The sequence below is a fragment of the Rhizorhabdus antheiae genome (genome assembly GCF_049889055.1).
In the GTDB taxonomy this organism is placed as follows: domain Bacteria; phylum Pseudomonadota; class Alphaproteobacteria; order Sphingomonadales; family Sphingomonadaceae; genus Rhizorhabdus.
The window spans coordinates 181,248-207,181 of sequence record NZ_JBLTWO010000002.1 but is presented as its reverse complement, the minus strand read 5'-3'; the positions used below and the strand labels follow the sequence as shown (position 1 = coordinate 207,181).

The window sequence follows — 25,934 nt, the reverse complement described above, 5'->3', positions numbered from 1 at the left end:
GGGCGGGCCACATGTTGCGTCGGACAGTGTCCGAGGAACCTACAGCCGCATGACATCCGCCATCATCGACGCCAGCGGCGTCACTCTCGCGCTGGGCAAGCCTCCGGCACGCGTCGAGATATTGCGGCAGATCGACATCAGCATCGACCGGGGCGACACCGTGGCCCTGCTCGGGCCGTCGGGATCGGGCAAATCCTCGCTCATGTCGGTGCTGTCCGGCCTCGAACGGGCGGACTCGGGCCGAGTGCTGGTCGACGGCCTCGATTTCGGCATGCTCGACGAGGACGCGCTCGCAGCCGCCCGGCGCGGACGGATCGGTATCATCCTCCAGGCCTTTCATCTGTTGCCGACGATGACCGCGATCGAGAATGTGGCGGTTCCGCTCGAGCTGGCCGGAGCCCCCGACGCGATCGAGCGGGCGCGAGACGAACTGACGGCGGTCGGCCTCGGCCATCGGCTCGACCATTATCCGGCGCAGCTGTCGGGCGGCGAGCAGCAGCGCGTCGCCATCGCGCGTGCGATCGCGCCCCGCCCTGCCCTTCTCTTCGCCGACGAACCGACCGGCAATCTCGACGCCGCGACCGGAGAGGCGATCATGGACCTTCTCTTCGCCCGGCAGCGCGATACCGGCACCACATTGCTCGTCATCACGCATGATCCCGCGCTTGCCGCCCGCTGCGCGCGGGTGATCGAGATGCGCGACGGCGCGATCGTCACCGACCGTCGCGCCGCATGAGGACCGCATGGCGGCTGGCGCTGCGCGACATGCGCGGCGGCCTCAAGGGGCTGCGCCTCCTCATCGTCTGCCTGTTTCTGGGCGTAGCGGGTCTTGCCGGCGTCGGCAGCCTTGCATCGGCGATCACAGCCGAGCTTGACGGGCGCGGCCGCGAGATATTGGGCGGCGACATCGAGATGCGCGTTGCCCAACGCGAAGCCGATGCGCAGGAACGCGCTGCCTTCGAAGGCTATGGCCGCACGTCGGAATCGATCCGCCTGCGCGCGATGGCCTCGCGTCAGGATGCGACTGCCTCGGTTCTGGCCGAACTCAAGAGCGTCGACGCGCTCTGGCCGCTCTATGGCCGCTTCACGACGCAGGCCGGTGCGCTGGCGCCGCGCCCGACCGGACTGAACGCGATCGTGGCTCCGGCGCTCGCCGAGCGGCTGTCGTTGCGCATCGGCGATCGGATCCGCGTCGGCGAGACCAGCCTGCGCGTGGCCGGCCTGATCGACCAGGAACCCGACAGGGTCGGCGAAGGCTTCGCCTTCGGTCCGACGATCCTGCTTTCACGCGAGGCGCTCGACGCCTCCCGCCTGCTCCAGCCCGGCAGCCTGTTCACCGCCCGCTATCGCATCCGCCTCGACGGCGATCGGGACGTGCGCGCCCTGTCGGAGCAACTGGACAGCCGCTACCGCCAGACCAACTGGGAAGTGAGCGACCGGACCAACGCGGCGCGCGGCCTGCGGCGATTCGTCGATCAGCTCGGCCAGTTCCTGACGCTGGTGGGCCTGACCGCACTGATCGTCGCCGGGATCGGGGTCGGCAATGGCGTCGCCTCCTGGCTCGACCAGCGGCGAAGCTCGATCGCGACGCTCAAGATCGTCGGCGCCTCCTCTGGGCTGATCGTCCGCCTCTATCTGCTGCAGGTCGCTGTCGTATCGATCGGGGCGGTGATCGCCGGCCTCGCGGTGGGCGCCGCCGTGCCAGTGATCGTCGGCTGGCTGGCTGGCGATGCGCTGCCCGTCGCTCCAAAGATCGCGCTCTACCCTGTACCGCTCGCGATCAGCGCCGCCTATGGCATGCTCGCAGCGCTGCTGTTCAGCCTCGCTCCGCTGAGTCGGGCCGGCCGCGTCAGCCCGGCTGAAATCTTTCGTGCACGGATAGAGCCCTTCGGTCTGCCGGGCTGGGGCGTGCTCGTGCTGATGACCGGGGCAGGCACCGCCATCGCCGCCATCGCCATCGCGACCGCACGGCAGCCGGCATTGAGCGCAGGCTTCCTTGCCGGCGCGCTGGGGCTGTTCGGGGCGCTCTGGGCCGTGGGTCGTCTGGTTCGCCTGATAGCGCGCGCCCTGCCCCGCTCGCGCAACACGCTGGCGCGCCTGGCGATCGGCAATCTGCACCGACCGGCGGCGCAGACCGACCGCCTCGTCGTGGCGCTCGGCCTTGGCCTCACGCTGTTCGCGATGATGGCGATCATCCAGTCGAACCTGACGCACCAGATCGAAAAGACCGTCCCGCAGACCGCACCCAATTTCTTCGCGCTCGACATCGGCACCGACGAACTGGATCGCTTCCGCTCGACCGTCGACCGGCAGGCCCCCGGAGCGACCATTGTCTCGGTGCCTTCGCTGCGCGGCACCGTCACGACGGTGCGCGGAACACCTGTTACCGCGTTGAAGCCGCTGCCCAAAGGCGCGTGGATATTGAACGGCGATCGGGGCCTGACCTATGCGGCCACCCTGCCCGAGGGCAACGAAATCGTCGCCGGTCGCTGGTGGCCTGCCAATTATGCAGGACCTCCGCTGGTCTCGATCGACGAACAGGCCGCCAAGGCGCTCGATCTGAAACCCGGCGACAAGCTCGGCTTCTCGGTTCTGGGGGTCGAGATGGAGGCCGAGATCGCGTCGATCCGCCGGATCAACTGGGAGCGGATGGGCTTCAACTTCGGCATCGTCTTCGCGCCGGGCGCGCTTGAGGGTGCACCGCACAGCTACATGGCGACGATCGCCCTGCCCGACACGCGCGAAGCCGCCGTCAACCGCGCGATCGTCAGCAATTTTCCCGCCGTATCGCTGATCCGCGTGAAGGATGTCGCCGGCCAGATCGGCGAGATCTTCGGCCAGCTGGCGACCGCGATCCGCGCTGCCGCAGCCGTGACGCTCGCAGCGGGCATCGCGGTTCTGATCGGCGCGATCGCTGCCTCGCGACGGGCGCGGCTCTACGACGCCGTGCTGCTCAAGCTGCTCGGCGGCAGCCGCGCGCAGATCTTGCTGGCGCAGGCGATCGAATATGCTCTGCTCGCCTCGGTCATCGCTCTGCTCGCGCTGGCTGCCGGCAGCGCAGCCGGCTGGTATGTCGTGACGCAGATCTTCGAGCTGGCCTGGGCGCCCGACTGGGGGCTCGTCGCCGTGACGCTGCTCGTCGGCGCGGTCGGGACTTTGGGCATCGGGCTGGCGGGATCGCTGCCGATTCTCAACGCCCGCCCGGCACAGGCGCTGCGCTCGCTCTGACCGGCCGGACGTTCGCCTCAGGGCTGCAGCCGGGCGCGGGCCTCGGCAAGCGCTTCTGGCGTATCGACGTCGAACAGGACGCCCGGATCGTCGCAATCGACGAAGGTCGGTTCACGGTCGCGTAAAAGCGAGCGTCCCCCTTCGTCGCCGCGCAGACCGGCCAAGGCCGCGAAGTAGGACCGGCCCCAAAGCACGGGATTGCCGGGCCGCCCCGCATGGCGTGGACGGACGATAGCATCGCGGGTGGCGAGCCCGATCAGGCGGTCGATGGTTTCGATCCGTACAAACGGCATGTCGCCGAGCGCCACGACCACCGCATCCCAATGCGCCGGGATGCAAGCCGCTGCGGTGGCCAGCGAGCGACCCATGCCTTCCTCATGATCGGCGACTTCGACGAGCACGGCATGTGCCGCGAGATGCTGCGTCAGTGGCGATCCGGGCGGGACCGCCGCCAGAACGCCGTCGAGTGCCGCACCGCGCAGGCTTTGCAGGGCATGCACCACGAGCGGCATTCCTCCAAGATCCATACCCAGCTTGTCGTCGCCCATCCGGCGGGCGCTGCCGGCTGCCAGCAGGATCGCGCCGACGATCACGTCTTGCGCAGGGCCGCCGTCGCGCCCGCGAGGATCGACAGCGCGATCTCGGCCGGTGTCGCCGCGCCGATGGCGATGCCGGCGGGCCCGTCGATCCGCGCCAGCGCTTCGGCGCTCCAGCCCTTGGCTGTCAGTCGCTCGATCCGCTTGGCGTGGGTCCGGCGCGAGCCGAGCGCGGCCACGTAGAAGGCCTCGCTGCGCAGCGCAGCCTCGAGCGCGGGATCGTCGATCTTGGGATCATGGCTAAGCGTCACGATCGCCGTCGCGCTGTCGGGCTTCCACTCCTCGAACGCCTCGTCGGGCCAGCGTCTATCGACATCGATCCCGACGAAGCGATCGGCGGCGGCGAAGCTGTCGCGCGGATCGACGACATGCACCCGGTAGCCGAGCTGGCGCGCCAGCGGCACGAGCTGCTGGCTGACATGCACGGCGCCGACGATCAGCATGCGCAGTGGCGGCGTATAGGCGTTGACGAACTCGTCCTCGCGCGGCTCGGGTGCAGGATCCACGATCATCGAAGCGCCGGAAGACAGATCGGTCGCGACCGCCACCGCACGGCCGGCCCGGCGCTCTTCGCGCAAGGTCGACAGGAGCGCAGGCGGGAAATGGACGTCATCGACCGTCTGGATCGCAATCTCTATGCTGCCCCCGCAGGCCAGGCCGAAGGTCCAGGCATTTTCGTCCTGAACCCCATAATCCCGGCGCGCGAAACCGCCGCCTGCGTCGAGCAGCCCTTGCGCGGTCACGAGGACGTCGCCCTCGACGCAGCCGCCGCTCACCGAACCTTCGAAAAGACCATCGTCGCGGATGACGGCGTGCGATCCCCGGCGGCGGGGCGCCGAACCCCAGGTCTGGACGACGGTCGCGATCGCCACGCCATGGCCCTGATCGCGCCAGTCGAGCGCCTTGGTCAAAAGTTCATCAAGTTCGTCTAGCATGGGTCCATCGGGGGGTTGCTCGCAGCGGGGCTGCGGGGCATGGAAACCCCCTCTCATCACGCAGGCCCCTGCCCAAAGCAAGGATATTGAATGACGGACGCCACCCTCGATGTCGTCGGCATCGGCAATGCCATTATCGACCTGTTGGCCCATGCCGACGACAGCTTCCTCAGCGAACAGAAGCTCGCCAAGGGCGCGATGACCCTGGTCGATGAAGACACCGCCGAGCGGCTCTATGCCGCCATGGGCCCGGTCACCCGCGCCTCGGGCGGATCGGCCGGCAACACCATCGCGGGCCTCGGTTCGCTGGGCGCGAAGTGCGGCTATATCGGCAAGCTCAAGCAGGACGAACTGGGTGCAGCCTACCGGCATGACCTGCTCGCTGCCGGCGTCCGATTCAACACCCCGATGGCCGTCGACGGTCCGTCGACCGCGCGCTGCATGATCTTCGTGACGTCGGACGCCGAGCGTACGATGAACACCTATCTGGGCGCCTGCGTGAACCTGAAGGCCGATGACATCGACGCCGATATGGTCGCGGCTGCCAAGATCACCTATCTTGAGGGCTATCTCTATGACGAGCCCCACGCGAAGGAGGCCTTTCACCGGGCGTCCGACATCGCCCATGGCGCAGGCCGCAAGGTCGCCCTGTCGCTGTCAGACGCCTTCTGCGTCGAGCGCCACCGGGCCGACTTCCTCGACCTGATCGCCAACCGGATCGACATCCTTTTCGCCAATGAAAGCGAGTTGCTCGCTCTGTTCCAGACCGAGGATTTCGATGCGGCCGTGGAGCGGCTCAAGCCGATGGTCGAGATTGCCGCGATCACGCGCAGCGCCCAGGGGTCGGTCGCGGTCCGTGGCGATGAGCGGGTCGAGAGCCCGGCCGCGCATGTCGAGCGGGTCGTCGACACGACCGGCGCAGGCGACCTCTACGCAGCAGGATTCCTTTATGGGCTGACCCAGGATCTTCCGCTGGCCGAATGCGGGCGCATCGCCGGGCTCGCAGCCGCCGAGGTGATCTCGCACTTCGGAGCACGACCGGAAACGCCGCTGCGCGAATATGCCGGGCTCGATTGAGCCCGGCTTCGGTCACCGACGGAAGGCAACAAAAAAGGGCGGCCGCGAGGCCGCCCTTATTCGTATCGAGAGAGGAAGCTACGCTTAGAACGCGTTGCCGTACTTCTCATTGCCGACGAAGCCCATCTTCTCGACCTGGGCCCGCTTGGTGACCGCGAGGACGCGATCAACCAGATCGTAGCGAGCCTGGGCGTCCGGCTCCAGGTGGAGCTCGGGGACCGGGTTCATCGTCTGGGTGATGTCGAGATACTGGCGCAGGCGCACCAGATCGATCGGCGAACCATTCCAGAGAACCTCGCCCGTCGGGGTGATCACGACCTTGTTCTTGATCGGATCGACCGGCGGCGGGGTGTTCGGCCCGCTGTCGACCGGAAGGTCGAGCTTCACCGCATGGGTCTGGATCGGAATGGTGATGATGAACATGATCAGGAGCACCAGCATCACGTCGATCAACGGCGTGGTGTTGATGTCCATCATCGGTTCGCCTTCGGCAGTTCCCGCTGACATTGCCATGATGACTACTCCTTGTAAGCGGGCTTAGAGGCGCGGACTGGCGAAGCCAGCCGGCGGTTCCGAGATGAAGCCCACGCGGGTGAACCCGGCGCGCTGCATCGCGAACACCGTACCGCCGATGCAGCGATAGGGCGTGTTCACGTCACCGCGGATATGCACTTCCGGAAGCTCGAGGCCGGGAGCGTTGGGGCCACCCTGCTTGTCGATTTCCTTGCGCAGCTTGACCACGGCACGGTCGATCAGTTCCGAGGAGTTCACCTTGGTGAGACCCCAATAGACTTCGCAGGAGCCATCAGCCGCCGCACGCACCGAGAGCGCGACGTTCTCGGGCTTGGTCGTGGTGGGTTCGAACACGACGCTCGGAAGCTTGACGGGCACCGTTTGAATGACGACCGGAACCGTGATGAGGAAGATGATCAGAAGCACCAGCATGACGTCGACGAGCGGCGTCGTGTTGATGTCCGACATAGGGGCGCCGTCTTCGGCGGGGCCGGCACTCATGGCCATCGGCACTAATCCTATCTACTTGCTCGACCCGATGAAGGTCCGGCTCTTTCGCCGTTCCCTGGGCCAGACGTCCTTCGAGACGCGGGCGGGAGCACAAGGCCCCCGCCCTGTACGTCGGTCGATTACTTCTTGACGGCCGGGGCCGGAGCGGCCTTGACCGTGGTCGCCGGCTTAACGGCGCCGGCCGAAACCATGTAGCCGTGCAGATCGGTCGAGAACGCCGACAGCTGCTCGGCAACGACCTTGTTGCGACGGATCAGCCAGTTGTAACCGAGCACGGCGGGAACGGCCACGGCCAGACCCAGCGCGGTCATGATCAGAGCTTCACCGACCGGGCCGGCGACGGCGTCGATCGAGGCCTGACCGGCAGCGCCGATCTTGATGAGCGCGCGATAGATGCCGATAACGGTACCGAACAGACCGACGAACGGAGCGGTCGAACCGACGGTGGCGAGCACCGCGAGACCGTTGCCGAGCTTCGAGTTGATCAGGCCCTGGCTGCGCATCAGCGAACCGGTGAGCCACTCATGCTGGTCGACCGGGTCGGTCAGCTTGGTGTGCTGCTCCTGGGCGAGGAGGCCGTCGTCGACGATCTGACGATAGGCCGAGTTCTTCTCGAGCTTCGCCTGGCCGTCCTTCAGGCTCGGAGCCGACCAGAAAGAAGCACGTGCCTTCTTGCCCTGGTTGAGGATCTTCTGCTGCTCGAGCAGCTTGGTGAACATGATGTACCAGGACGCCGCCGACATGACGACGAGGATGAGGAACGTCGCCCAAGCAATCGTGCCACCCTGCTCCAGAGCGGCCATCAGGCCATACGGGTTCGAACCTTCGGCTGCGGGACTAGCCATAAACTGAATTTCCTTCTCTGAAACTGTCTGTTGTATCCGGTCATAGAAGCCGGGCGGACCGCCGGGTCAGCCCGACACAAGCTCAGTCCTTCGGGATCTGCCAGCGAACGCGATTGCGATAAGTGAACGGCATGGGCTGACTGTTGCCATCGAGCTGGGGCTTGAAACGCGCCCGGCGCAACAACATCTGACAAGCCTTCTGATCGAGCGACGGGAAGCCGCTCGAACTCGTAACCGAGCAATTGGTCGCTTTGCCATCAGGACCCACAGCCAGCTCGAAGCCGGTCGTGCCCTGATTTTCGGCGCGGAGATCGGCGGAAGGGTAATCCTCCGGCGTAACCCACTCGCCCGGGGTGCCACGCGGTTCACCCCGACGCGAAACCGCCGGAGGCGGAGGCGCGGGCGGAGCGGCCGGCGTGATCTGCGGCGGCGGAGCCACCGGAACCGACACGATCGGCGGAGCGACACTCGGAGCCACCTGAACGATCGGAGGCGGCGCCACAACGGGCGGCGGCTCGATATTCGTCTCCGGCGGCGGAGGCGGCGGCTGATCCGGAGGCGGAGGCGCCTCTTCTACGACGTCGAACGTCTTGAGGTCGCGAGCGACCTTCTTGACGACGTTATACGCAAGCCCGGTGACGAAGGCATATCCGATCACTGCATGGAGCAGGACCACCAGCCCAATCGACACCACCTTGCGGGTGCTAAGGGTTTGATCGCCATAAGCCATTAAGGAACGACACTCCCTCCAATCCAAAGCCAGCATTTGTACCGGCACGCACCAATGGGAGTGCCATTAGCGCCCGGCCCTTCACCCGCCAGACATAGTTATAATATTTAGCGGAGGTGTGTCCTTATCGCGACAGTTCGACGGAAGCAATAAGCGAAACGGCGCATTGGATGCCCGTTTCGGGCGTGACGCGACCCCTATGACGACGCTATCCACAGCGCGAACACCCGCTGGAACCCTGGAGCGAGCCATGCGTATGGACCGGATGAACGCCAACACTTTTCATACTGGCATGATGCTTGCTTTCTTGGCAATGACATCTTTGCCCGCATCGCTCGATGCGCAGCCCGCCTCACCCGCGTCGATGGCCTCTCCGGGTCCCGGAATCCCGCAACTTTCCTATGCCGATCTTGCCGATATCGCCCTCTCCGCCCAGGTGGTTGCCGGCGTAACGGTCACCAAGGCGGAGCGACTCAAAGGCGAGCTCGCGCCCGGATTGCAGGCAGGGAATGCCCGATTTTTGATCGAAGCGCAGACGGCCATGTTGTTGCGCAGCGCGGAAGGATTGCCGGGTTCGGTCACCTACATCGTCGACGTCCCACTCGATGCACGCGGCAAGGCACCCTCGCTTAAAAAAAATCGCCTGATCATTTTCGGAAATCGGGTTCCGCAAAAGCCCCAGGAATTGCGCCTCACTTCGCCGTACTCACAGGTCGGCTGGGCGCAGAACACCGAATCACTGCTGCGTGCGATTCTCACCGAAGCGACCGCCGCGACGGCCCCACCGGTCGTGACCGGCGTCGGCAACGCCTTCCACGTACCGGGCGCGATTCCCGGCGAAAGCGAATCCCAGATCTTCCTGACCACCCCGAATAATCGGCCAATCTCCCTCACGATCCTGCGCCGGCCCGGCGAGCAGCCGCAATGGGCGGTCGCCCTCGGCGAGATGGTCGACGACAGCGCCTCGGCTCCCGCCCGCGACACGCTGCTCTGGTATCGCCTTGCCTGCTTCCTGCCGGCGACGATGCCCGAGAAGAGCACCGCTTCGCTCGGCGCGTCCGACGCACAGGCGGTTCGCGACGATTATGCCTTCGTACTGAAGCAACTCGGCCCCTGCGGACGAACCATCGCCCGCTGAGGCGGCGTCAGAAGGACGAAAGCTCGACGCCGACCGACGCGCAGTCCGGATAGACATCCGGCTTGCTGGTCGAGATGCGGAGCCCCTTCACGCCCGCGCGCGCGGCAACGAGCGCATATATGCCCCGTGCCAGCGTCTCCTGCAGATTATAGCGGCGGGCTTTGGCGAGCGACAGGATCTCGGTGCGCAGGAAGTCGTAGTCCCAGGCGCAGTCGACCTCGTCGCGCGAGGCGAAACTGGCTTCGTCGAGCCAGACCTCGACCGTGACGAATACGCGTTGCGGATTGCCGACCTCGAAATCGTGGAAACCGATGTCGATCGGCACCGCGAAATCGCGCAGGACGATCCGCCGCGTGCGCGGCGCGAGAGCCTCGGGCACGAGACCGTCGAGCTGGGAAAAATCCATCAAACCTCCTGGTCGAGATATTGGACGTCGCGCGACAGGCCCAGAAAGCGTTGGCCGCCATCGAGCGTGATCGTCTGCCCGGTAATCGTGGGGACGGCGATCAGAAAGCGCAGCGCCTCGACGATCTGGCCGACCTCAACCCCCCTCCCCAGCGCGTTGAGCGCATGGACCTTCTCGAAATTCTCGCGGCTCTGCGGCCCGGAGACGAGCGTTACCGAAGGCGCGATCGCGTTGACCCTGATCCCGCGCCCCGCCAGCAAGCGGGCGAGCAGTTCGTGAACGCCGGCAAAGGCGATCTTCGATATCGTATAGGTGAAGAAGTCGGGGTTCAGCTGCGACAGCTTGGCGTCGAGGATATTCACCACCATTGCGCCGGCCCCTTTCGGCACCGCCTGGGCGAAGGCGCGCGACAGCAAGGCAGGGCCGCGTGCGTTGGCGGCCATATGCATGTCCCAGGCCTCGATCGAGAAATCGTCGAAACCGTCATAGACGAACGCCGATGCACTGTTCACCAGCAGCCCCGCTGGCGGCATGCCGTCGAGCGCGGCGATCACCTGTTCTGGCCCGCCCGGATCGGCCAGATCGGCCTGCACGATCCGCGCACCTGGGCAGCCTGCCGCCAGCGCGAGGGCCTCGTCCGCGCTGTGGCGATAATGAATCAGGCACGTCCACCCGTCCGCCGAGAGTGCCTTGACCAATTCGGCCCCGATACGCTTGGCGCCGCCGGTTACAATCGCGGTTCTGCTGCTTCCGAATTCGGCATTCATCATTGGTCCCCTATGCCCGGTCGGGGCAACGTGGCGGACCCTATGGCCGATTCACAGCCTTTCCCCAACTTGTCCACAAGGTCATCCACGGCTCACGCCTTGGCCGAGGGGCGGCTCGATACATCGTCATGCCAGCGTTTCAGTGCGGGCCGGCCATCGAATGGGTCGGGCAGGCGCGTGGCAAGGCCGAAGTCGATCGCGACCAGCAGCGCGATGTCGGCCATGCTGAAAGCGTCGACGGCGATATAGGAACGTCCGGCCAGTCGGCGCTCCAGCACATCGGCAAAGGCCGACCACATGAGCCTGCCTCGCTCGACCAGCGCTTCAATCTGCTCGATCCGTGGCCATTCCCCGCCGACCGCGCGGCCGTCGAATACCGAAACCCGATTGCGAAAGGCGATCGCCACAGCCTGAAAACAGTCATGCTCGACCCGACGCAGCCAGGCTTCGATCAGCCCGATCTCGACCGGGGTTACCCCGAATAGGCATGGTTCCGGGTGCAGGGCCTCGAAATAGCGACAGATTCCGAGCGAGTCGTCGAGCAGCGTCCCGTCGTCGAGCAGCAGCGCGGGCGTCTGCCGCTGCGGATTGACCGCCAGATAGGCGGGTGCAAGCTGATCGCCCGTCTTGAGGTCGACCTGAACCCGCTCGACCTGGATTGCCTTTTCCGCGAGGAAAATGCGAACGCGCCGGGGGCTTGGTGCCCAATCCGAGTCGAACAGCTTCATGAAATCATCATCCGATTCTGCTTCACATTCGGTCGCAAGACGGTAAAGGCGCCGCTCCATCCGAACAAGGATTCCCAACCGCATTGATCAGCCTCGTGCCCATCGCCTCGGTCCCAGCCTCGTCCGTCGAGCAATTGCTCGATCTGGCCTTCGGTGCCGACCGGCATGGCCGCACCGCCTATCGGCTGCGTGCAGGCATGGGCGCGATCCCGACGTTGAGCTTCGCGGCAGTGGACGAGGAAGGGCATCTGCTGGGCAGCATCCAGTGCTGGCCGATCGAGATCGCGGCCTCGTCAGGCGAGGTCGCCCCCCTGATTCTCGTCGGGCCGGTCGCGGTCCTTCCTGATCGGCAGCGCGATGGTCTGGGCCGCAAGCTGGTCGAAGCCGCCCTGGCGGTGGCAGACGACTCACGCGCGGAGCCGATGATGCTGATCGGCGACGCAGATTATTATGGCCGTTTCTTCGGCTTCACGGCCGACGCGACCGGCGGCTGGCAACTGCCTGGCCCGGTCGACCGCGATCGCCTGCTCGTTCGCCTGCGCCCCGGCCAGCGGGTGATGGTCGAGGGCCTCCTTCGTCCGCGCACCCTTGCTTCCAAGACCGACGATCGGCAGTTGCGCCCGGCCTGATTCCCGGTCAGGTGGAAGCCGCCCCTTGTATGGCGGCGGCTTAAGGGGCACATCGCCGCCATGCCCGAAAGCAACCCAGCCCCGGACTTCGCCGCGACTTCGCTTCAGGACATTGCCCGCTACGCGGCCGAGAACCGCCGCCCCCCCGTCGAGGCCTGGAACCCGCCGCATTGCGGCGACAGCATGATGCGTATCGCACGCGACGGCACCTGGTATCATGAAGGCTCGCCGATCGGCCGCCCGGCGATGGTGCGCCTCTTCTCGACGATCCTGCGCCGCGAAGATGACGGCAGCTATGTGCTGGTGACGCCGGCCGAGAAGCTGACCATCGCGGTCGACGACGCCCCATTCTTAGCCGTCGAACTGAAGAGCGAAGGCGAAGGTCGAGACAGACGCCTGGCCTTTCGCCTCAACACCGACGACATCATCGTCGCCGGCCCGGAGCATGTGCTGGAGATCCGCAACGACGCCGATGGTCCCCACCCCTATCTCGAGGTGCGACGCGGGCTGAAGGCGCTGGTCAGTCGGCCGGTCTATTATGAGCTGGTCGAACTCGCGCTGGCCGAGGAGAATTCGCCCGTCGGCCTGTGGAGCGAAGGTCTCTTCTTACCCCTGGGGGACGAATGAGCGCGCTCGCGCACCGGCTTCGCCAGAGCCTCGCCAACGCGCCGGAAAGTCAGAACACGCCGATCATCGAGCAGGAAGGTCTCGTCGGCGACGTGCGAAAGCTGGTGCCTGCGGCAGTGCTGATGCCGATCATCGAGGCGCCCCGCCCTCGCGTCCTGTTCACCGTGCGTCATGCCGGATTGCGCGCCCATGCCGGGCAGGTCGCCTTTCCGGGCGGACGGCTCGATCCCGATGATGACGGCCCGGTCGGCGGCGCGCTGCGCGAAGCCTGGGAGGAGGTGTCGCTGCCGCCCGAACAGGTCGATGTCGTCGGCACGGCGCGACCCTATGCGACCGGGTCGGGCTATCTGATCACGCCGGTCATCGGGGTGATCCCCGACGGCCTGGACCTGCGTCCGCACGAAGCCGAAGTGGCGGGTCTGTTCGAGGTCCCGCTCGACCATCTTTTGTCCGACGCGCATCATCTGCGGAAGACCGGAACGCTGCGCGGGATCGAACGGCATTATTTCGAGATCGACTGGCCGAGCGAGCGCATCTGGGGGGTCACCGCCGGGCTGATCGTGACGATCGCCCCCCGCCTGCGCGCTGCCCTGGAATTGCCCGCATGACCCGCCTGCCCGACAGCAGCTGGCGGCGGGCCGAAGGCATGGACCGTCTGATGGCGGCACTTGGCGCCGACAAGGGCATGATCCGCTTCGTCGGCGGCGCGGTGCGCGACAGCCTGCTCGGCCTGCCGGTGAAGGATGTCGACTGTGCCACCCGCTGGCGCCCGGAGCAAAGCAGCGAGCACATCGTGGCGGCCGGCTTCAAGGCCATCCCCACCGGCATTGCCCATGGCACGGTCACCGCGCTGCTCCCGAGCGGCCCGGTCGAGGTGACGACGCTGCGCCGCGACCTGTCGACCGACGGCCGCCACGCCACCGTCGCCTTCACCGACGAATGGCGCGAGGACGCCGCCCGGCGCGACTTCACCATCAATGCGCTGTCCGCCGATCCGGTCACCGGCGACCTGTTCGACTATTTCGATGGCCTCGACGATCTGCACGCCGGCCGCGTCCGCTTCATCGGCGACGCACTGCAGCGGATCGCCGAGGATCATTTGCGGATCATGCGCTTCTTCCGCTTCCATGAACGGTTCGGACGCGGAGACCCGGACCCAGACGCCCTGGCTGCCTGCGTGGCACGGGCCAACGACCTGATGGCGCTGTCCCGCGAGCGGATCGCCGACGAACTGCTCAAGCTGCTCGGTGGCGCCAATCCAGCCCCGACCATTCGGCTGATGTTCGACAACGGCATCTTCCGCCCGATCATTCCGGAAATCGATTCCAGCGGAGTCGATCGCCTCACCCGACTTGTCGTGCGTGAAGGTCTTGGCGCTGTGCGGCCCGATGGTCTGCGCCGCCTCGGCGCGCTTCTGCCCGAGTCAGCCGAAACGGCGGTCTCCATCGCCCGGCGGCTGAAGTTGTCGAAGGCGGCGACGCGCCGGCTCGAACTCTCGGCGGGCGGAGACAGCGGCCCCGCCCATGCGCTCGCCTATCGTTTCGGGAATGAGGTCGCGACCGACCTGCTGCTTCGCGGAGACGGCGATATCGAAGGCCTCGATCTGGAGGCGCTGGCTGTCTGGCAGCGTCCCCGCCTGTCGCTGGGTGGAGGCGAACTCATCGCCATGGGGTTGCGGCCCGGCCCCATAGTTGCCGCAACACTCCAGCAGGTCGAGCGTCAGTGGGTCGAAGAGGGTTTTCCCGACAGCGCACGCGTGTCGGTGCTGGCACGTGAGGCGGTCGATCAGGCCCTGCGCTCGCGCCAATAGGCATAGGCCTGGTCCGACGGAAGCGGTCGTGCAAAGTAGAAGCCCTGCGCGACATCGCAACCGAGACCGATCAGCGTTTCGACCAATGGCTCGGATTCGACGCCCTCGGCCGTCGTGGTCATGCCGAGCGCAGACGCCAGGCCCAGAATCGCCCGGACGATGGCGACCGAATCCCGGTCGACCAGCATCGGCGCGATGAAGCTGCGATCGATCTTGAGCACATCGATCGGCAGCTTCTGCAGATAGGCCAGGCTCGAATAGCCTGTGCCGAAATCATCCATCGCGATCATGACGTCGAGGTCGTGGATCGCGCGCAGCACCTTGGCCATGCCCGAAGGATCGCTGACGATGCAGCTTTCGGTCAGTTCGATCTTGAGCCGGCTGCCCGAAATCCCGCTCTCGGCGAGTGCCGCCTGCACCGCGGACACCACATCGTCCCGCTGGAACTGAACCGCCGAGACGTTGACCGCCATGTGAACGGGCAGCGGCGAGCCAGCCATCCGGTCCCATTCGGCCAGCGTGCGCGTCGCAGCGCGCAGGGCCCAGCGGCCGAGCTGAACGATCAGGCCGGACTCTTCGGCGACGGGAATGAACTCGGCGGGAGAAATCGGACCCTTTTCAGGGTGATCCCAGCGGGCCAGCGCCTCGTACCCTACGACCTTCCCGGTCGCGAGATCGATCAGCGGCTGGAAGGCCAGCGTCAGCTGGTCGCGCTCGATCGCGCGCCGCAGCTCGGTCTCGAGGCTGAAACGCTGGCGCGCGGCGGTGCTGTCGCAGGCCTGGTAGAGTTCGGCATGGCCCGATCCCTTGGCGCGCTTCATCGCGAATTGCGCGTTGCGGATCAGGTCCTCGGCATCGTCGACAGCGGGCGCCATCATCGCGACGCCCACGGCACAATCGATCTTGATCTCAAGTTCGCCGAGCCGGATCGGGGTCGCGAGCGAAGCCTGGATACGGCGCGCGGCACGCATTGCCTCGGACGGATCATCCGCGACGCTCAGCAATACGGCGAACTCGTCTCCGACAAGCCGGGCCAGCACGTCGCCGGCCCGCAAGGTCGAGACCAGACGGCGTGCCACAGTGATGATCAGTTCGTCGCCGGCAAGCGAGCCGACCCCTTCATTGACCCGGCTGAAGCGGGTCAGGTCTATCAGCAGGACCGCGAACTGACGCCCTTCGGTCTCGAAGTTCAGCATCGCATTCTCGACCTGCTCGACGAATGCCGCGCGGTTCGGCAAGCCGGTCAGGCTGTCGCGCAGCATCTGCGTGCGCAGCGAACGCTCGCCTTCCACCTGCTGGGTGCGGTCGATCAGCGAAAGGATACAGCGCGGCACAGGCGACTCGCCGCCGTTCAGGCGGACCAGACGGACGGCGAAATGACGCCCGCTGATGCCGTCGCCTTCCTGCATGTCGAACGCGCGCTCATGCTCGTCGGACGCCAGGAAGTCGCGGATCTCGGGAACCAGCGCCAGGCCGATGCCGGGGCAGATCTCTCTGGCGCCGTCCGTCGGCGGCGGACTGGCTCGACGCCCGGCAAGTTCGAGAAATGCGCGGTTTCGCGCAAGAATGCTCGGCTTGCCTTCGGTGAGGCACAGCAACGCTATCGCAATCGGAAGCGTGTCGATGAACTCCTGCTGCGCTGCCGTGCGCGGCGTATCCAGCAGTTCCTGCAGCGCAGCCGGAAACATCGCTCCGGAAGGAGCGGCGTCGCCCTCGGCGGCCTTCGCCGCTTGTTCGCTATGGGTTTTTGCCGCCCGCATGATGGATCGGAATTAGCAGCGCAGGGTTAATGCTCTGTTTCCGAGCCCTTAAACCTTTGTCTACCCTTAGGGGCGGAAGCGATTGTCGCGCGGGAAGCCGACCGGCGGCATGCGGCCGGCGGCACCACGCGCCGCGCGCCAAGGCGTCAGGTCGCTCTCGGTCCGGGTCCGGCCGGTGTCACCGCCCATCGCCCAGCTGAGCCCCTCGTCCAGGCGGAAGCTGATCGCGTCGGACAACCCACCATCCTTGTAGCGCTGGATCGCAACCCCCTGCCCACGCCCCATGCGCGGCAGTTCGGACAGCGGGAAGACGACCATCTTCCGGTTGTCGCCGATCGCCGCGACATAGTCGTCGGTCGGTGCGATCGGGTGGATCACCTTGAGCCGCCCGCCCTCGCGCAGGTTGACGACCTGTTTCCCCTTGCGGGTCTCGGCGGTGACGTCGGCCATGTCGACCACGAAGCCCTTGCCGTCCGCCGATGCCAGCAACAGTTCGGCGCCCGGGCGGGCTGCGAGCAGCGCGATGATCCGCGCATCGGCGTCGATGTCGGCGAACAGCCGCACCGGCTCCCCGAAGCCGCGACCGCCGGGAAGCTTGTCGGCCGGAAGCGTGTGGAAGCGTCCCTGGTCGGTCGCCAGCAATATACGGTCGGTCGTCTGCGCACGGATGGCATGGTCGGGGCCGTCGCCCTCCTTGAACTTGACCGCCGCCGCCGCCGCGTCGTCGAGATGGCCCTTCATCGCGCGGATCCAGCCGCGCTGCGACAGGATCACGGTGACCGGCTCGCGCTCGATCATCGCCTCCAGCGGAATTTCGCGCGCCGGCGCCGCTTCGGACACCGATGTCCGCCGCGCGCCCAGCTTGGTCTCAGGGCCGTAGCGATCCCGCAATGCGGCCAGGTCGCGCTTCATGCGCGTGCGCTGGCGCGCGGGGCTGGCGATCAGCGCTTCCAGATCCTTGCCCTCGGCATCGAGCGTGTTGCGCTCGCGCCGTATCTCCATCTCCTCCAGCTTGCGCAGGCTGCGCAGCCGCATGTTGAGGATCGCCTCGGCCTGGCGGTCGTTGAGGCCGAATTCCTCCATCATCACCGCCTTGGGCTCATCCTCCTCGCGGATGATCTGGATGACCCGGTCGAGGTTGAGATAGACGATCAGATAGCCGTCGAGCAGTTCGATCCGGTCGGCGATCTTGGCGAGGCGGTGCTGCGACCGCCGCACGAGCACTTCGAACTGGTGCTTGAGCCAGGCCGACAGGGCCTGCTTCAGGCTCATCACCATCGGCGTGCGATGTTCGTCGAGCACGTTGAGATTGAGCGAGACGCGGACCTCCAGCTCGGTCAGCCGGAACAGGCTTTCCATCAGCATGTCCGCGTCGACCGTGCGGCTGCGCGGTTCGAGGACGATGCGGATGTCCTCATCGCTCTCGTCACGGACGTCGGCGAGGATCGGAAGCTTCTTCTCGTTGATCAGTTCGGCGATCTGCTCGATCAGCTTCGACTTCTGAACCTGATAGGGAATTTCACTGACGACAAGGTGCCAGCCGCCGCCCTTCTCGTCGATCCGGTCGATCCGGGCGCGCACCCGGAAAGCCCCGCGTCCGGTCGAATAGGCCTCGGTGATCGAGGCCGCGCTGTCGACCAGTACGCCCCCGGTCGGGAAGTCCGGCCCCTGCACGAACTGCATGAGCTCTGGCGTCTCCGCTTCGGGCCGGTCGATCAGGTGGACGCAGGCATCGACCAGCTCGGCCACATTGTGCGGGGGAATGGAAGTCGCCATGCCGACCGCAATGCCGCTCGCGCCGTTCGCGAGCAGGTTGGGAAACAGGCCGGGGAAGATTTCGGGTTCTTCCTCCTCACCATTATAAGTCGGGCGGAACTCGACCGTCCCCTCGTCGAGGCCGGCCATGAGTTCGCCGGCCGCCGCCGTCAGCCGCGCTTCGGTGTAGCGCATCGCCGCCGCATTATCGCCGTCGACATTGCCGAAATTGCCCTGCCCGTCGACCAGCGGGTAGCGGAGCGAGAAGGTCTGCGCGAGGCGGACCATCGCGTCATAGACCGACTGGTCGCCATGGGGGTGATATTTGCCGATGACATCGCCGACGACGCGCGCGCATTTCTTGTAGCCCGCAGTGGGGTCGAGCCGCAGCAACCGCATCGCCCAGAGGAGCCGCCGATGGACCGGCTTCAGACCATCGCGAACGTCCGGAAGCGATCGGGCCGTGATGGTCGAGAGCGCGTAGACGAGGTAGCGGTCGGACAGCGCGCTGTCGAACGGCGTGTTGCGGATGTTGTCGTCGGGAAGCTCGGCGATATCGGTCATGCCAATGCTGTAGCGGCTAAGGGGCAGGCGGGGAAAGAGGCTTGCCGCCTGCGCCTGCCTTCGCGGCGTCGCAGGCGCTCGCCTACCACCGGATTATTTTATGTGTCCGTCCCCTTACGGGGGGTGACGCGGCAAGGCGCCGACGCCATCATGCGGTCGACAACGAGAAGATGGACCTCTGCCGCGATGCGTTTCTACCGCCCGATTGCCCTGTTCGGTCTTGGCTGCCTCGCCGCAACCGCCGCCCCCGCCATCGAGAACAGCCGTCCACAACCCCTGCCGATCGAGCGGCACCTGCCTGCCGCACGCGACGTCCCCTATCCCGGTACGCTCCGCCTGGAGGTCGACGCAACCGATGTCGCGCGCGGCGTCTTCACGGTGCGACAGAGCATTCCGGTCGCGCAGTCCGGCACGCTCTATCTGCTCTATCCGCAATGGCTGCCCGGCAATCATGCGCCGCGCGGGCCGATCGACGATGTCGCCGATCTGCGGATCAGCGCCGGGGGCAAGCCGCTCAGCTGGAAACGCGATCCTGTCGACGTCTATGCCATCGCGGTCGACGTGCCGGCCGGCGCCTCGAGCATCGAGCTTAGCTTCGACTATGTCTCGCCGGTCAGCAGCAGCCAGGGGCGCGTCGTGATGACTCGCGAGATGCTGAGCCTGCAGTGGAATCTCGTCGCCTTCTATCCGGCCGGCCATTTCACGCGTGGCATAACAGTCGCAGCCTCGGCAAAGCTGCCGGCGAACTGGGGCTATGGCACCGCCTTGTCGACCGATGCCAGCGACACCGACGGCACCGTCCGCTTCAAACCCGTCGATTTCGAAACCCTCGTCGACAGTCCGATGCTCGCGGGCATCAACTTCCAGCAGATCGCGCTGAGCCCGAAGGTCCGGCTGAACATCGCTGCGGACAGCGCCGCCGAACTGCGCGCGACCGACGAGCAGATCGCGCTCCACCGCAACCTGGTCGATCAGGCGGTCAAGTTGTTCGGCGCCGAACATTATGACCATTACGAGTTCCTGCTGTCGATCAGCGACCGGCTCGGCGGCATCGGCCTCGAACATCAGCGTTCGAGCGAAAATGGCGTGGCCACCGGCTATTTCACCCGGTGGGACGAACAGACCGCCCGGCGCAATCTGCTGCCGCACGAATATGCGCACAGCTGGAACGGCAAATATCGCCGGGGCGCCGATCTGTTCACCCCCGATTACAGCACGCCGATGCGCAACTCACTGCTGTGGGTCTATGAGGGGCAGACCCAATATTGGGGCTATATCCTCCAGGCGCGTTCGGGCCTCGTCTCCGCCGACGACACGCTCGCCGCCATGGCGATGATTGCTGCACAACTCGACAACCGGCCGGGCCGGCGCTGGCGGCCGCTGATCGACACGACCAGCGATCCGGTCATCGCCGCCCGCCGGCCGCAGCCCTGGACCAGCCTGCAACGGTCCGAGGATTATTATGCCGAAGGCATGCTCATCTGGCTCGATGCCGACATGCAGATCCGGGCGCTGACCAAGGGCAGGAAATCGCTCGACGACTTTGCCCGCGCCTTCTTCGGGATGCGCGACGGCGACTGGGGCACCCTGCCCTATACGCTCGATGAGATCGTGGCGACGCTGAACGCCGTCGCGCCCTATGACTGGCGCGACTTCCTTGTCAGCCGCGTCGACCGCACGCAGGACCGCGCACCGCTCGGCTGGATCGAGCGTGGCGGATATCGACTGGTCTATGACCGCAAACCGACCAGCTACTGGCGAACCGAGGAGCGACGCCGCAAGGTCGCGGATTACAGCTATTCGCTCGGCCTCGTGGTCGACGCTGCAGACCGCAGCATCGAGCAGGTGATCTGGGACAGCCCGGCCTTCGCGGCAGGCCTCACCAACAACGACAATATCGTCGCGGTCGAAGGCGAGGCGTTTGACGGCGGCCGCATGACGGCGTTGATCGATGCGGCGGCCACGTCGAAAAAGCCGATCGAAATGATCGTCCGGCGGGGCGATCAATATCGCGTCGTCAGCATCCCCTATTTTGGCGGCAACCGCTTTCCACGCCTCGAACGGGCCGGATCGCGCAGCGGCTGGCTCGACGAGCTGCTCGCGCCAAAGGGCTGAGATTGCAGTTGGGGGCATGAAAGCGGGAGATGCTTTCGTGCCTGTCCGCCGAAGCAGGCAATGCTTGCAAAATCAGCGGTGCGACAATGGTCTAATTGGAATGCGCTCGCACCGCGCCTATGCCGCCCCTCTTGTTGTGGAACGGGCGTGGCGTCGACGTGATCATATTGGAAAATGCCGACGACGGCGAATATCTGCGCTGGCGCTATTGGGAAGCGGTCAACGCGGCGCGCCATGCCGTCTCGATCGAGAACCGCACGCGGCATATGCGGGTCGCCGAAAGCTACCGGATGCAATCGCGCCAGGCGGGCCTCGATCTGCCCGCGCTCGATACGTTCGACCTGCCGACGCTGCCACCGGTACGGAACGTCTGAACCGACCACCGGACATCCGCCGCCACCGGCGGCGGAGCCCGTCTGTCTCGATCAGCCTACGAAGGCCTTTTCGATCACATAGTCGGCCGGCTTGGCGTTCGATCCTTCCTCGAAACCGAGCCGTTCAAGGATCGCCGAGCAGTCGCGGATCATGTCCATGCTGCCACACATCATGACGCGATCGGTCGTGGGATCGAGGCGGGGTTCGCCGTCGACACCATCGAACAGGCCGCCATTCTCCATCAGCGTGGTGATGCGCTGCTGGCGGGGGAAGGGTTCGCGGGTGACGATCGGAACGTAACGGAACTTGGCCGCGGCCTCTTCCTCGACCAGCGGATCGCCGGCCAGGCGGCTCTCGAGCACGTCGCGGAAGGCGAGATCGCTGAGATGGCGGACGCTGTGCACGATCACGACCTGCTCGTAGCGCTCATAGATGTCGGGGTCGCGCATGATCGACAGGAAAGGTGCGAGCCCGGTGCCGGTCGCCAGCAGGAACAGGCGTTTGCCCGGCGTCAGCGCATCGGCGACGAGCGTGCCCGTTGTCTTGCGCGCGACATAGATCTCGTCGCCCGGAATGATGTGCCGCAGGCGCGAAGTCAGCGGACCGTCCTCGACCGCGATCGAGAGAAATTCGATCTCGTCGGAATAGGACGGGCTGGCGATCGAATAGGCGCGCAGCAGCGGCCGCGCCTCGGTCGGCAGGCCGATCATCACGAACTCGCCCGAGCGGAAGCGCAGCGAGGCGGGCCGGTCGACCGCGAAACTGAAGAGATGCTCGTTCCAATGCTTCACCCAGAGCACGGTCTGGATGTTGAAGGCGTCGTTCGGGGCGATCTTCACCGCTTCCGTACGGCTGCTCATTAGCTCGTTCCTTTCAAACCCGCTGGTCGCCGATCCTTGGCGCAGGAGGCGTCCCATAGAGCCCAAGGGCCGCGCTTGCCACACCCGTTTTCGTTGGGCGTGGTACAGCTAATCTTGTCACGGGTCAGTATTGCTGTCGCAACGCCTCGCCCACTTCTCCGGAGCTGGAAATGGGCGAGGCGAGACGCCGCCCCGGGTCGAGCCGCCGGCTTCGACTCAGGGGCGAATTGCGGACCGCCGGTCGAGCCACGGCGGCGGTGCGCAAGAGCGTTCGAGAAGGGCGGCAGGATAAGGATCGCGCGGCGCGCCGGGCCCGATCAGGCCCAGAAAGCGGTCGAGCAGCTCCTCCCCCTGCACCCAGCGGCCAATGCCGTCGATCGGGCGGAAATGTCCGCAGCCGGGCATGAGCGCAAAGCCGCATCCCCATTGCCGGGCGAGGCTGAAGCCTCGATCGGCAGTGAGATGCGGATCATCGTCGCTAGCGACGACCAGCGCGGGGAAAGGAAAAATGCTTTGTGGCAGCGGCAGGAAATCGGCGAGGCGACGATCTTCGGCAAGGTTTGGATCGTTCGGCGCGACCAGCAGCGCCCCGACGATCGCCGCCTCGCTCTCAATGCTCATCAGGCTGGACCAGGCCGCCAGGCCGAGCGCCCCTACCCCATGGCCGACAAGGAACACCGGCCCCGGAACGCTGCGAACATTGCGATCGATCCAGGAGACCAGTGCATTGCGCCGCGGCACGTGCGCATGGCCGAGGTCGACTTTGCGACAGTCGAGCCGCCGCTGTGCCCATTGGTCCTGCCAATAGTCCCCCGGCCCGAAATCGAAATCGGGCAGCAGCAGAACGGTAGGCTCCAACGCGGCATATTCGAAACGGTCGGCGGACATGGGCGCCTCCACGACTCGCTCTGCGGTGCAGAGCTTCCGTAGCGGCATGGTATGTCTATCGATAGAGTTGTAAATCGGGCTGCGACCAGCCGCGCCCGGCGTGCGCCGAAGCGGGTCGGATCCCGCTTCGGCGCAGGCACAGCTTATTTGCCGCGGTTCTTCCGGTGGCTCTCGAGATCGAGAATCATGTTCTCGCCCTCGGGCATCAGGCCCAGCCGACGCGCAATCTCCTGATAGGCCTCGACCTCTCCGCCAAGGTCCTGACGGAAGCGATCCTTGTCGAGCTTCTCGCCGGTCGTCATGTCCCACAGGCGGCAGCCGTCCGGGCTGATCTCGTCGGCCAGGATGACGCGGCTGTAGTCATTATCCCAGAAGCGACCGAATTCGAGCTTGAAGTCGACCAGACGGATACCGATGCCGGCAAACAGGCCGCACATGAAATCGTTCACGCGGATCGCCATGTCGGCGATGTCGTGCATCTCTTCCTGGCTCGCCCAGCCGAAGCAGGCGATATGCTCGTCCGCCACCATCGGATCGCCGAGGGCATCGTCCTTGTAATAATATTCGATGATCGTGCGGGGAAGCTGGGTTCCCTCCTCGATGCCGAGCCGCTTGGTCAACGATCCCGCCGCGACGTTACGGACGACCACCTCGATCGGAACGATCTCGACCTGCCGGATCAGCTGCTCGCGCATGTTCAGGCGGCGGATGAAGTGGGTCGGGACGCCGATCGTGCCGAGCAGCGTGAAAATATGCTCGGAAATGCGGTTGTTGAGGACACCCTTGCCGTTGATCGTCCCCTTCTTCTGGGCGTTGAAGGCGGTGGCGTCGTCCTTGAAATACTGGATCAGCGTGCCGGGTTCGGGGCCTTCATACAGAATCTTGGCCTTGCCTTCGTAGATTTGGCGGCGGCGGGTCATAGATTTGGGCCTCCGGGGGCACGGGAAAACAGAGAAGCCCCGGAGACAACGTCGATTCGGACGCGCCGCCGAGGCAGTTCTTCCGACCCTTTACAGCCATTGCCGCAGACAGGCAATCAATGCGTCGCGCGTCGAAGAATCTGCGTGCATTCGGCGATGCAGGCTCCTAATCCGCCCGAAATCGCCGCTTTGGGGCATGGACATGCGAAATGACGTCGCCAGGGTCGATGAGGCCTCCGGAGACAGCCGACAGCGTAGGAACGACAAGGCCGCACTGACGCTCGGCGCGCTCGGTGTCGTGTTCGGCGATATCGGCACCAGCCCGATCTACGCCTTCCGCGAAGCGCTCGCACAGGCCGCCAATGACGGCATCGTCGCAGGCGAGATCCTGGGCGTGCTGAGCCTTGCTCTGTGGGCACTCATCCTCGTCGTCACCTGCAAATATGTCCTGTTCCTGATGCGCGCCGACAATAATGGCGAGGGCGGAGTTCTGGCGCTGATGGCGCTGGCCCAGCGATCGACGCGCAAGCGCCGCAACGTCGTGCTGGCGCTCGGTGCGATCGGGGCTGCGCTGTTCTACGGCGACGGCGCGATCACGCCGGCCCTGTCGGTGCTGTCGGCGGTCGAGGGCCTTAAGACGATCCCCGGCTTCGAGCATGCCATCTCGCGTGGCCTGATCATCGTGATCACCTGCTCGATCCTGATCGCTCTGTTCCTGATCCAGTCGCGTGGTACGGCAATCGTGGGGCGCCTCTTCGGTCCGGTCTGCCTGATCTGGTTCGTCACCATCGGTGCGGTCGGCCTGCTGCACATCGCCGACGAGCCAGGCATCCTGCTCGCTCTGTCGCCCCACAATGGCGTATTGTTCATGGCCAATCACGGCACGACCGGCCTTTTCGTGATCGGTGCGGTCTTCCTGACCGTGACCGGCGCGGAGGCGCTGACCGCCGACATGGGGCATTTCGGCGTTCAGCCGATCCGTACCGGCTGGCTGTTCATCGTCTTCCCGGCGCTCGCCCTGAACTATCTCGGCCAGGGCGCCTTCGCATTGAACGCGCTGGAAGAAGCCGCCCGGCGCGGAACCGAATTCACCAACCAGGACTGGTTCTTCCTGATGGCCCCGGGCGCGGCACGTATTCCGCTGGTGCTGCTCGCTACCTGCGCGACGGTCATCGCCAGTCAGGCGGTGATCACCGGCGCCTATTCGCTGACCCGTCAGGCGATCCAGTTGGGCCTGCTCCCCCGCCTGAAGATCAGCCAGACATCCGCCACCGATGCCGGCCAGATCTACCTGCCCGCGATCAATAATTTCCTGCTGGCCGGCGTGCTGATCCTGGTGCTCGGCTTCGGCTCCTCCTCGGCGATGGCCGCTGCCTACGGGATCTCGGTCTCTGGCACGATGGTGGTCACCACTTGCCTGGGCTTCCTTGTCGTGCGGCGGACCTGGGGGTGGAGCCTGCCGCTGACGCTGGGCGTGATCGTGCCGCTGCTGCTGCTCGACATCTTCTTCTTTGGCGCCAACATCCTGCGCGTCTATGAAGGCGGCTGGGCTCCGCTGATCATCGCGCTGGGCGTCGTCACGCTGATCGCCACCTGGGTGCGTGGGCGGAAGCTGCTGCTGTCGATCGACCAGAGCCAGTCGATCGAACTGGACGAGCTGGCCCGGATGCTGCGCGCCCGGCCGCCAGAGCGCGTGCCCGGCATGGCGATCTTCCTGTCGTCGGACATGGAGGCGGCGCCGAGCGCGCTGCTCCACAATCTCAAGCACAACAAGATCCTGCACGAGCGCAACCTCGCGCTGACGATCAACACGGTGAACAGCCCGACAGTCTCGCCGGCCAAGCGGCTGGACATGACCAATATCGACGAGAATTTCACCCGCGCAGTGCTCAGCTACGGCTTCATGGAAAGCCCGGACATTCCGCGCGACCTCGCTTTCGCACTCCGCCATGGCGACAACAAGCTCGAGCCGATGCAGACCAGCTATTTCATCGGTCGCTCGACGCTGCGCCCGTCGAAGCACAGCGGCATGCCCTTCTGGCAGGATCTGCTTTTCATCTTCCTCTACCGCAATGCATCGGACCCCACCGACTTCTTCCGCATTCCGGCGAACCGCGTCGTCGAACTGGGCTCGCAGACGACGATCTGATCGAAGGCG

At 65.7% G+C, this 25,934-nt stretch carries 25 protein-coding genes; 11 read left to right on the top strand and 14 right to left on the bottom strand.

Annotation, left to right across the window (positions count from 1 at the left end; translation table 11 throughout):
- Nucleotides 1–49: 49 nt before the first annotated feature.
- Together ACNI3R_RS05400 and ACNI3R_RS05395 are read left to right on the top strand one after the other, a co-directional pair.
- Nucleotides 50–736, top strand: coding sequence for an ABC transporter ATP-binding protein (locus ACNI3R_RS05400; protein WP_426180596.1), 687 nt, complete (start codon nucleotides 50–52; stop codon nucleotides 734–736).
- Nucleotides 733–3,228, top strand: a complete 2,496-nt coding sequence (locus tag ACNI3R_RS05395) for an ABC transporter permease (protein ID WP_426180594.1) — start codon at nucleotides 733–735, stop codon at nucleotides 3,226–3,228. Before ACNI3R_RS05400 ends, ACNI3R_RS05395 begins: the two co-directional genes overlap by 4 nt.
- A gap of 17 nt (nucleotides 3,229–3,245) precedes the next feature.
- Here ACNI3R_RS05395 and ACNI3R_RS05390 read toward each other — a convergent pair whose 3' ends face one another.
- Together ACNI3R_RS05390 and ACNI3R_RS05385 are read right to left on the bottom strand one after the other, a co-directional pair.
- Entirely contained in the window at nucleotides 3,246–3,821 is a 576-nt protein-coding gene (locus tag ACNI3R_RS05390; protein WP_426180592.1) for a nucleotidyltransferase family protein, read from the bottom strand.
- The gene (locus ACNI3R_RS05385; protein WP_426180590.1) at nucleotides 3,818–4,759 is read right to left on the bottom strand and encodes an XdhC family protein; all 942 of its coding nucleotides are present in this window, start codon (nucleotides 4,757–4,759) and stop codon (nucleotides 3,818–3,820) included. Before ACNI3R_RS05385 ends, ACNI3R_RS05390 begins: the two co-directional genes overlap by 4 nt.
- A 90-nt stretch (nucleotides 4,760–4,849) precedes the next feature.
- On the opposite strand from ACNI3R_RS05385, the gene ACNI3R_RS05380 reads away from it, so the two are divergent.
- Nucleotides 4,850–5,836, top strand: a complete 987-nt coding sequence (locus ACNI3R_RS05380) for an adenosine kinase (protein WP_426180588.1) — start codon at nucleotides 4,850–4,852, stop codon at nucleotides 5,834–5,836.
- Nucleotides 5,837–5,920: 84 nt separating this feature from the next.
- On the opposite strand, the gene ACNI3R_RS05375 is transcribed toward ACNI3R_RS05380, so the two are convergent.
- From ACNI3R_RS05375 to ACNI3R_RS05360, 4 genes are all read right to left on the bottom strand, one after another.
- The gene (locus tag ACNI3R_RS05375) at nucleotides 5,921–6,349 is read right to left on the bottom strand and encodes an ExbD/TolR family protein (protein ID WP_296624491.1); all 429 of its coding nucleotides are present in this window, start codon (nucleotides 6,347–6,349) and stop codon (nucleotides 5,921–5,923) included.
- A gap of 24 nt (nucleotides 6,350–6,373) precedes the next feature.
- Nucleotides 6,374–6,856, bottom strand: coding sequence for an ExbD/TolR family protein (locus tag ACNI3R_RS05370; protein WP_296624492.1), 483 nt, complete (start codon nucleotides 6,854–6,856; stop codon nucleotides 6,374–6,376).
- Between the two features lie 122 nt (nucleotides 6,857–6,978).
- Nucleotides 6,979–7,704, bottom strand: coding sequence for a MotA/TolQ/ExbB proton channel family protein (locus ACNI3R_RS05365; RefSeq protein ID WP_426180586.1), 726 nt, complete (start codon nucleotides 7,702–7,704; stop codon nucleotides 6,979–6,981).
- A gap of 82 nt (nucleotides 7,705–7,786) precedes the next feature.
- The gene (locus ACNI3R_RS05360) at nucleotides 7,787–8,434 is read right to left on the bottom strand and encodes an energy transducer TonB (protein ID WP_426181454.1); all 648 of its coding nucleotides are present in this window, start codon (nucleotides 8,432–8,434) and stop codon (nucleotides 7,787–7,789) included.
- A 250-nt stretch (nucleotides 8,435–8,684) separates the two neighbouring features.
- Between ACNI3R_RS05360 and ACNI3R_RS05355 the strand changes: the two genes are divergently transcribed.
- Nucleotides 8,685–9,572, top strand: a complete 888-nt coding sequence (locus tag ACNI3R_RS05355; protein WP_426180584.1) for a hypothetical protein — start codon at nucleotides 8,685–8,687, stop codon at nucleotides 9,570–9,572.
- Nucleotides 9,573–9,579: 7 nt separating this feature from the next.
- Here ACNI3R_RS05355 and ACNI3R_RS05350 read toward each other — a convergent pair whose 3' ends face one another.
- From ACNI3R_RS05350 to ACNI3R_RS05340, 3 genes are all read right to left on the bottom strand, one after another.
- Nucleotides 9,580–9,978 carry a dihydroneopterin aldolase gene (locus ACNI3R_RS05350; protein WP_426180583.1) on the bottom strand — a complete coding sequence of 133 codons (399 nt, stop codon included), beginning with the start codon at nucleotides 9,976–9,978 and terminating at the stop codon, nucleotides 9,580–9,582.
- On the bottom strand, nucleotides 9,978–10,748 hold the full coding sequence (locus ACNI3R_RS05345) for an SDR family oxidoreductase (RefSeq protein WP_426180581.1): 771 nt from the start codon (nucleotides 10,746–10,748) through the stop codon (nucleotides 9,978–9,980). Before ACNI3R_RS05345 ends, ACNI3R_RS05350 begins: the two co-directional genes overlap by 1 nt.
- A gap of 89 nt (nucleotides 10,749–10,837) precedes the next feature.
- Entirely contained in the window at nucleotides 10,838–11,473 is a 636-nt protein-coding gene (locus ACNI3R_RS05340; RefSeq protein ID WP_426180580.1) for a glutathione S-transferase family protein, read from the bottom strand.
- A gap of 83 nt (nucleotides 11,474–11,556) precedes the next feature.
- Between ACNI3R_RS05340 and ACNI3R_RS05335 the strand changes: the two genes are divergently transcribed.
- From ACNI3R_RS05335 to ACNI3R_RS05320, 4 genes are read left to right on the top strand one after another with little or no spacing between them, the layout of a single operon-like run.
- Nucleotides 11,557–12,102 (top strand): GNAT family N-acetyltransferase, encoded by a 546-nt coding sequence (locus ACNI3R_RS05335; RefSeq protein WP_426180578.1) that lies wholly within the window; start codon nucleotides 11,557–11,559, stop codon nucleotides 12,100–12,102.
- Between the two features lie 60 nt (nucleotides 12,103–12,162).
- Nucleotides 12,163–12,729: a DUF1285 domain-containing protein gene (locus ACNI3R_RS05330; protein WP_426180576.1), complete on the top strand. Its 567-nt coding sequence runs from the start codon at nucleotides 12,163–12,165 to the stop codon at nucleotides 12,727–12,729.
- Complete coding sequence (locus ACNI3R_RS05325; RefSeq protein WP_426180575.1) at nucleotides 12,726–13,337, top strand: CoA pyrophosphatase; 612 nt, start codon at nucleotides 12,726–12,728, stop codon at nucleotides 13,335–13,337. The genes ACNI3R_RS05330 and ACNI3R_RS05325 overlap by 4 nt, the downstream gene beginning before the upstream one ends.
- A complete protein-coding gene (locus ACNI3R_RS05320) occupies nucleotides 13,334–14,539 on the top strand; it encodes a CCA tRNA nucleotidyltransferase (RefSeq protein ID WP_426180574.1) in 1,206 nt (401 codons plus the stop codon). Before ACNI3R_RS05325 ends, ACNI3R_RS05320 begins: the two co-directional genes overlap by 4 nt.
- On the opposite strand, the gene ACNI3R_RS05315 is transcribed toward ACNI3R_RS05320, so the two are convergent.
- The gene (locus ACNI3R_RS05315) at nucleotides 14,515–16,299 is read right to left on the bottom strand and encodes a putative bifunctional diguanylate cyclase/phosphodiesterase (protein ID WP_426180573.1); all 1,785 of its coding nucleotides are present in this window, start codon (nucleotides 16,297–16,299) and stop codon (nucleotides 14,515–14,517) included. The genes ACNI3R_RS05320 and ACNI3R_RS05315 overlap by 25 nt on opposite strands.
- A 66-nt stretch (nucleotides 16,300–16,365) precedes the next feature.
- Nucleotides 16,366–18,618 carry a DNA topoisomerase IV subunit A gene (gene parC, locus ACNI3R_RS05310; RefSeq protein ID WP_426180571.1) on the bottom strand — a complete coding sequence of 751 codons (2,253 nt, stop codon included), beginning with the start codon at nucleotides 18,616–18,618 and terminating at the stop codon, nucleotides 16,366–16,368.
- 186 nt (nucleotides 18,619–18,804) lie between these two features.
- On the opposite strand from parC, the gene ACNI3R_RS05305 reads away from it, so the two are divergent.
- Nucleotides 18,805–20,733 carry a M61 family metallopeptidase gene (locus ACNI3R_RS05305; RefSeq protein ID WP_426180569.1) on the top strand — a complete coding sequence of 643 codons (1,929 nt, stop codon included), beginning with the start codon at nucleotides 18,805–18,807 and terminating at the stop codon, nucleotides 20,731–20,733.
- A 119-nt stretch (nucleotides 20,734–20,852) separates the two neighbouring features.
- Nucleotides 20,853–21,107 (top strand): hypothetical protein, encoded by a 255-nt coding sequence (locus ACNI3R_RS05300; protein WP_426180567.1) that lies wholly within the window; start codon nucleotides 20,853–20,855, stop codon nucleotides 21,105–21,107.
- A 51-nt stretch (nucleotides 21,108–21,158) separates the two neighbouring features.
- Here ACNI3R_RS05300 and ACNI3R_RS05295 read toward each other — a convergent pair whose 3' ends face one another.
- The 3 genes from ACNI3R_RS05295 to purC form a co-directional block, all read right to left on the bottom strand.
- Complete coding sequence (locus ACNI3R_RS05295) at nucleotides 21,159–21,968, bottom strand: ferredoxin--NADP reductase (RefSeq protein ID WP_426180565.1); 810 nt, start codon at nucleotides 21,966–21,968, stop codon at nucleotides 21,159–21,161.
- A 216-nt stretch (nucleotides 21,969–22,184) separates the two neighbouring features.
- Nucleotides 22,185–22,856, bottom strand: coding sequence for an RBBP9/YdeN family alpha/beta hydrolase (locus ACNI3R_RS05290; RefSeq protein ID WP_426180564.1), 672 nt, complete (start codon nucleotides 22,854–22,856; stop codon nucleotides 22,185–22,187).
- Nucleotides 22,857–22,999: 143 nt separating this feature from the next.
- Nucleotides 23,000–23,776, bottom strand: a complete 777-nt coding sequence (gene purC / locus ACNI3R_RS05285) for a phosphoribosylaminoimidazolesuccinocarboxamide synthase (protein ID WP_426180563.1) — start codon at nucleotides 23,774–23,776, stop codon at nucleotides 23,000–23,002.
- Nucleotides 23,777–23,978: 202 nt separating this feature from the next.
- On the opposite strand from purC, the gene ACNI3R_RS05280 reads away from it, so the two are divergent.
- On the top strand, nucleotides 23,979–25,925 hold the full coding sequence (locus ACNI3R_RS05280; RefSeq protein ID WP_426180562.1) for a potassium transporter Kup: 1,947 nt from the start codon (nucleotides 23,979–23,981) through the stop codon (nucleotides 25,923–25,925).
- Nucleotides 25,926–25,934: the final 9 nt, after the last annotated feature.

Coding starts and splice junctions, on each gene's coding strand:
- ACNI3R_RS05400 (WP_426180596.1), top strand. CDS start 50: ATGACATCCGCCATCATCGACGCCAGCGGCGTCACTCTCGCGCTGGGC.
- ACNI3R_RS05395 (WP_426180594.1), top strand. CDS start 733: ATGAGGACCGCATGGCGGCTGGCGCTGCGCGACATGCGCGGCGGCCTC.
- ACNI3R_RS05385 (WP_426180590.1), bottom strand. CDS start 4,759: ATGCTAGACGAACTTGATGAACTTTTGACCAAGGCGCTCGACTGGCGC.
- ACNI3R_RS05380 (WP_426180588.1), top strand. CDS start 4,850: ATGACGGACGCCACCCTCGATGTCGTCGGCATCGGCAATGCCATTATC.
- ACNI3R_RS05375 (WP_296624491.1), bottom strand. CDS start 6,349: ATGGCAATGTCAGCGGGAACTGCCGAAGGCGAACCGATGATGGACATC.
- ACNI3R_RS05370 (WP_296624492.1), bottom strand. CDS start 6,856: ATGGCCATGAGTGCCGGCCCCGCCGAAGACGGCGCCCCTATGTCGGAC.
- ACNI3R_RS05365 (WP_426180586.1), bottom strand. CDS start 7,704: ATGGCTAGTCCCGCAGCCGAAGGTTCGAACCCGTATGGCCTGATGGCC.
- ACNI3R_RS05360 (WP_426181454.1), bottom strand. CDS start 8,434: ATGGCTTATGGCGATCAAACCCTTAGCACCCGCAAGGTGGTGTCGATT.
- ACNI3R_RS05355 (WP_426180584.1), top strand. CDS start 8,685: ATGCGTATGGACCGGATGAACGCCAACACTTTTCATACTGGCATGATG.
- ACNI3R_RS05350 (WP_426180583.1), bottom strand. CDS start 9,978: ATGGATTTTTCCCAGCTCGACGGTCTCGTGCCCGAGGCTCTCGCGCCG.
- ACNI3R_RS05345 (WP_426180581.1), bottom strand. CDS start 10,748: ATGATGAATGCCGAATTCGGAAGCAGCAGAACCGCGATTGTAACCGGC.
- ACNI3R_RS05340 (WP_426180580.1), bottom strand. CDS start 11,473: ATGAAGCTGTTCGACTCGGATTGGGCACCAAGCCCCCGGCGCGTTCGC.
- ACNI3R_RS05330 (WP_426180576.1), top strand. CDS start 12,163: ATGCCCGAAAGCAACCCAGCCCCGGACTTCGCCGCGACTTCGCTTCAG.
- ACNI3R_RS05325 (WP_426180575.1), top strand. CDS start 12,726: ATGAGCGCGCTCGCGCACCGGCTTCGCCAGAGCCTCGCCAACGCGCCG.
- ACNI3R_RS05320 (WP_426180574.1), top strand. CDS start 13,334: ATGACCCGCCTGCCCGACAGCAGCTGGCGGCGGGCCGAAGGCATGGAC.
- ACNI3R_RS05315 (WP_426180573.1), bottom strand. CDS start 16,299: ATGCGGGCGGCAAAAACCCATAGCGAACAAGCGGCGAAGGCCGCCGAG.
- parC (WP_426180571.1), bottom strand. CDS start 18,618: ATGACCGATATCGCCGAGCTTCCCGACGACAACATCCGCAACACGCCG.
- ACNI3R_RS05305 (WP_426180569.1), top strand. CDS start 18,805: ATGCGTTTCTACCGCCCGATTGCCCTGTTCGGTCTTGGCTGCCTCGCC.
- ACNI3R_RS05300 (WP_426180567.1), top strand. CDS start 20,853: ATGCCGCCCCTCTTGTTGTGGAACGGGCGTGGCGTCGACGTGATCATA.
- ACNI3R_RS05295 (WP_426180565.1), bottom strand. CDS start 21,968: ATGAGCAGCCGTACGGAAGCGGTGAAGATCGCCCCGAACGACGCCTTC.
- ACNI3R_RS05290 (WP_426180564.1), bottom strand. CDS start 22,856: ATGTCCGCCGACCGTTTCGAATATGCCGCGTTGGAGCCTACCGTTCTG.
- purC (WP_426180563.1), bottom strand. CDS start 23,776: ATGACCCGCCGCCGCCAAATCTACGAAGGCAAGGCCAAGATTCTGTAT.
- ACNI3R_RS05280 (WP_426180562.1), top strand. CDS start 23,979: ATGCGAAATGACGTCGCCAGGGTCGATGAGGCCTCCGGAGACAGCCGA.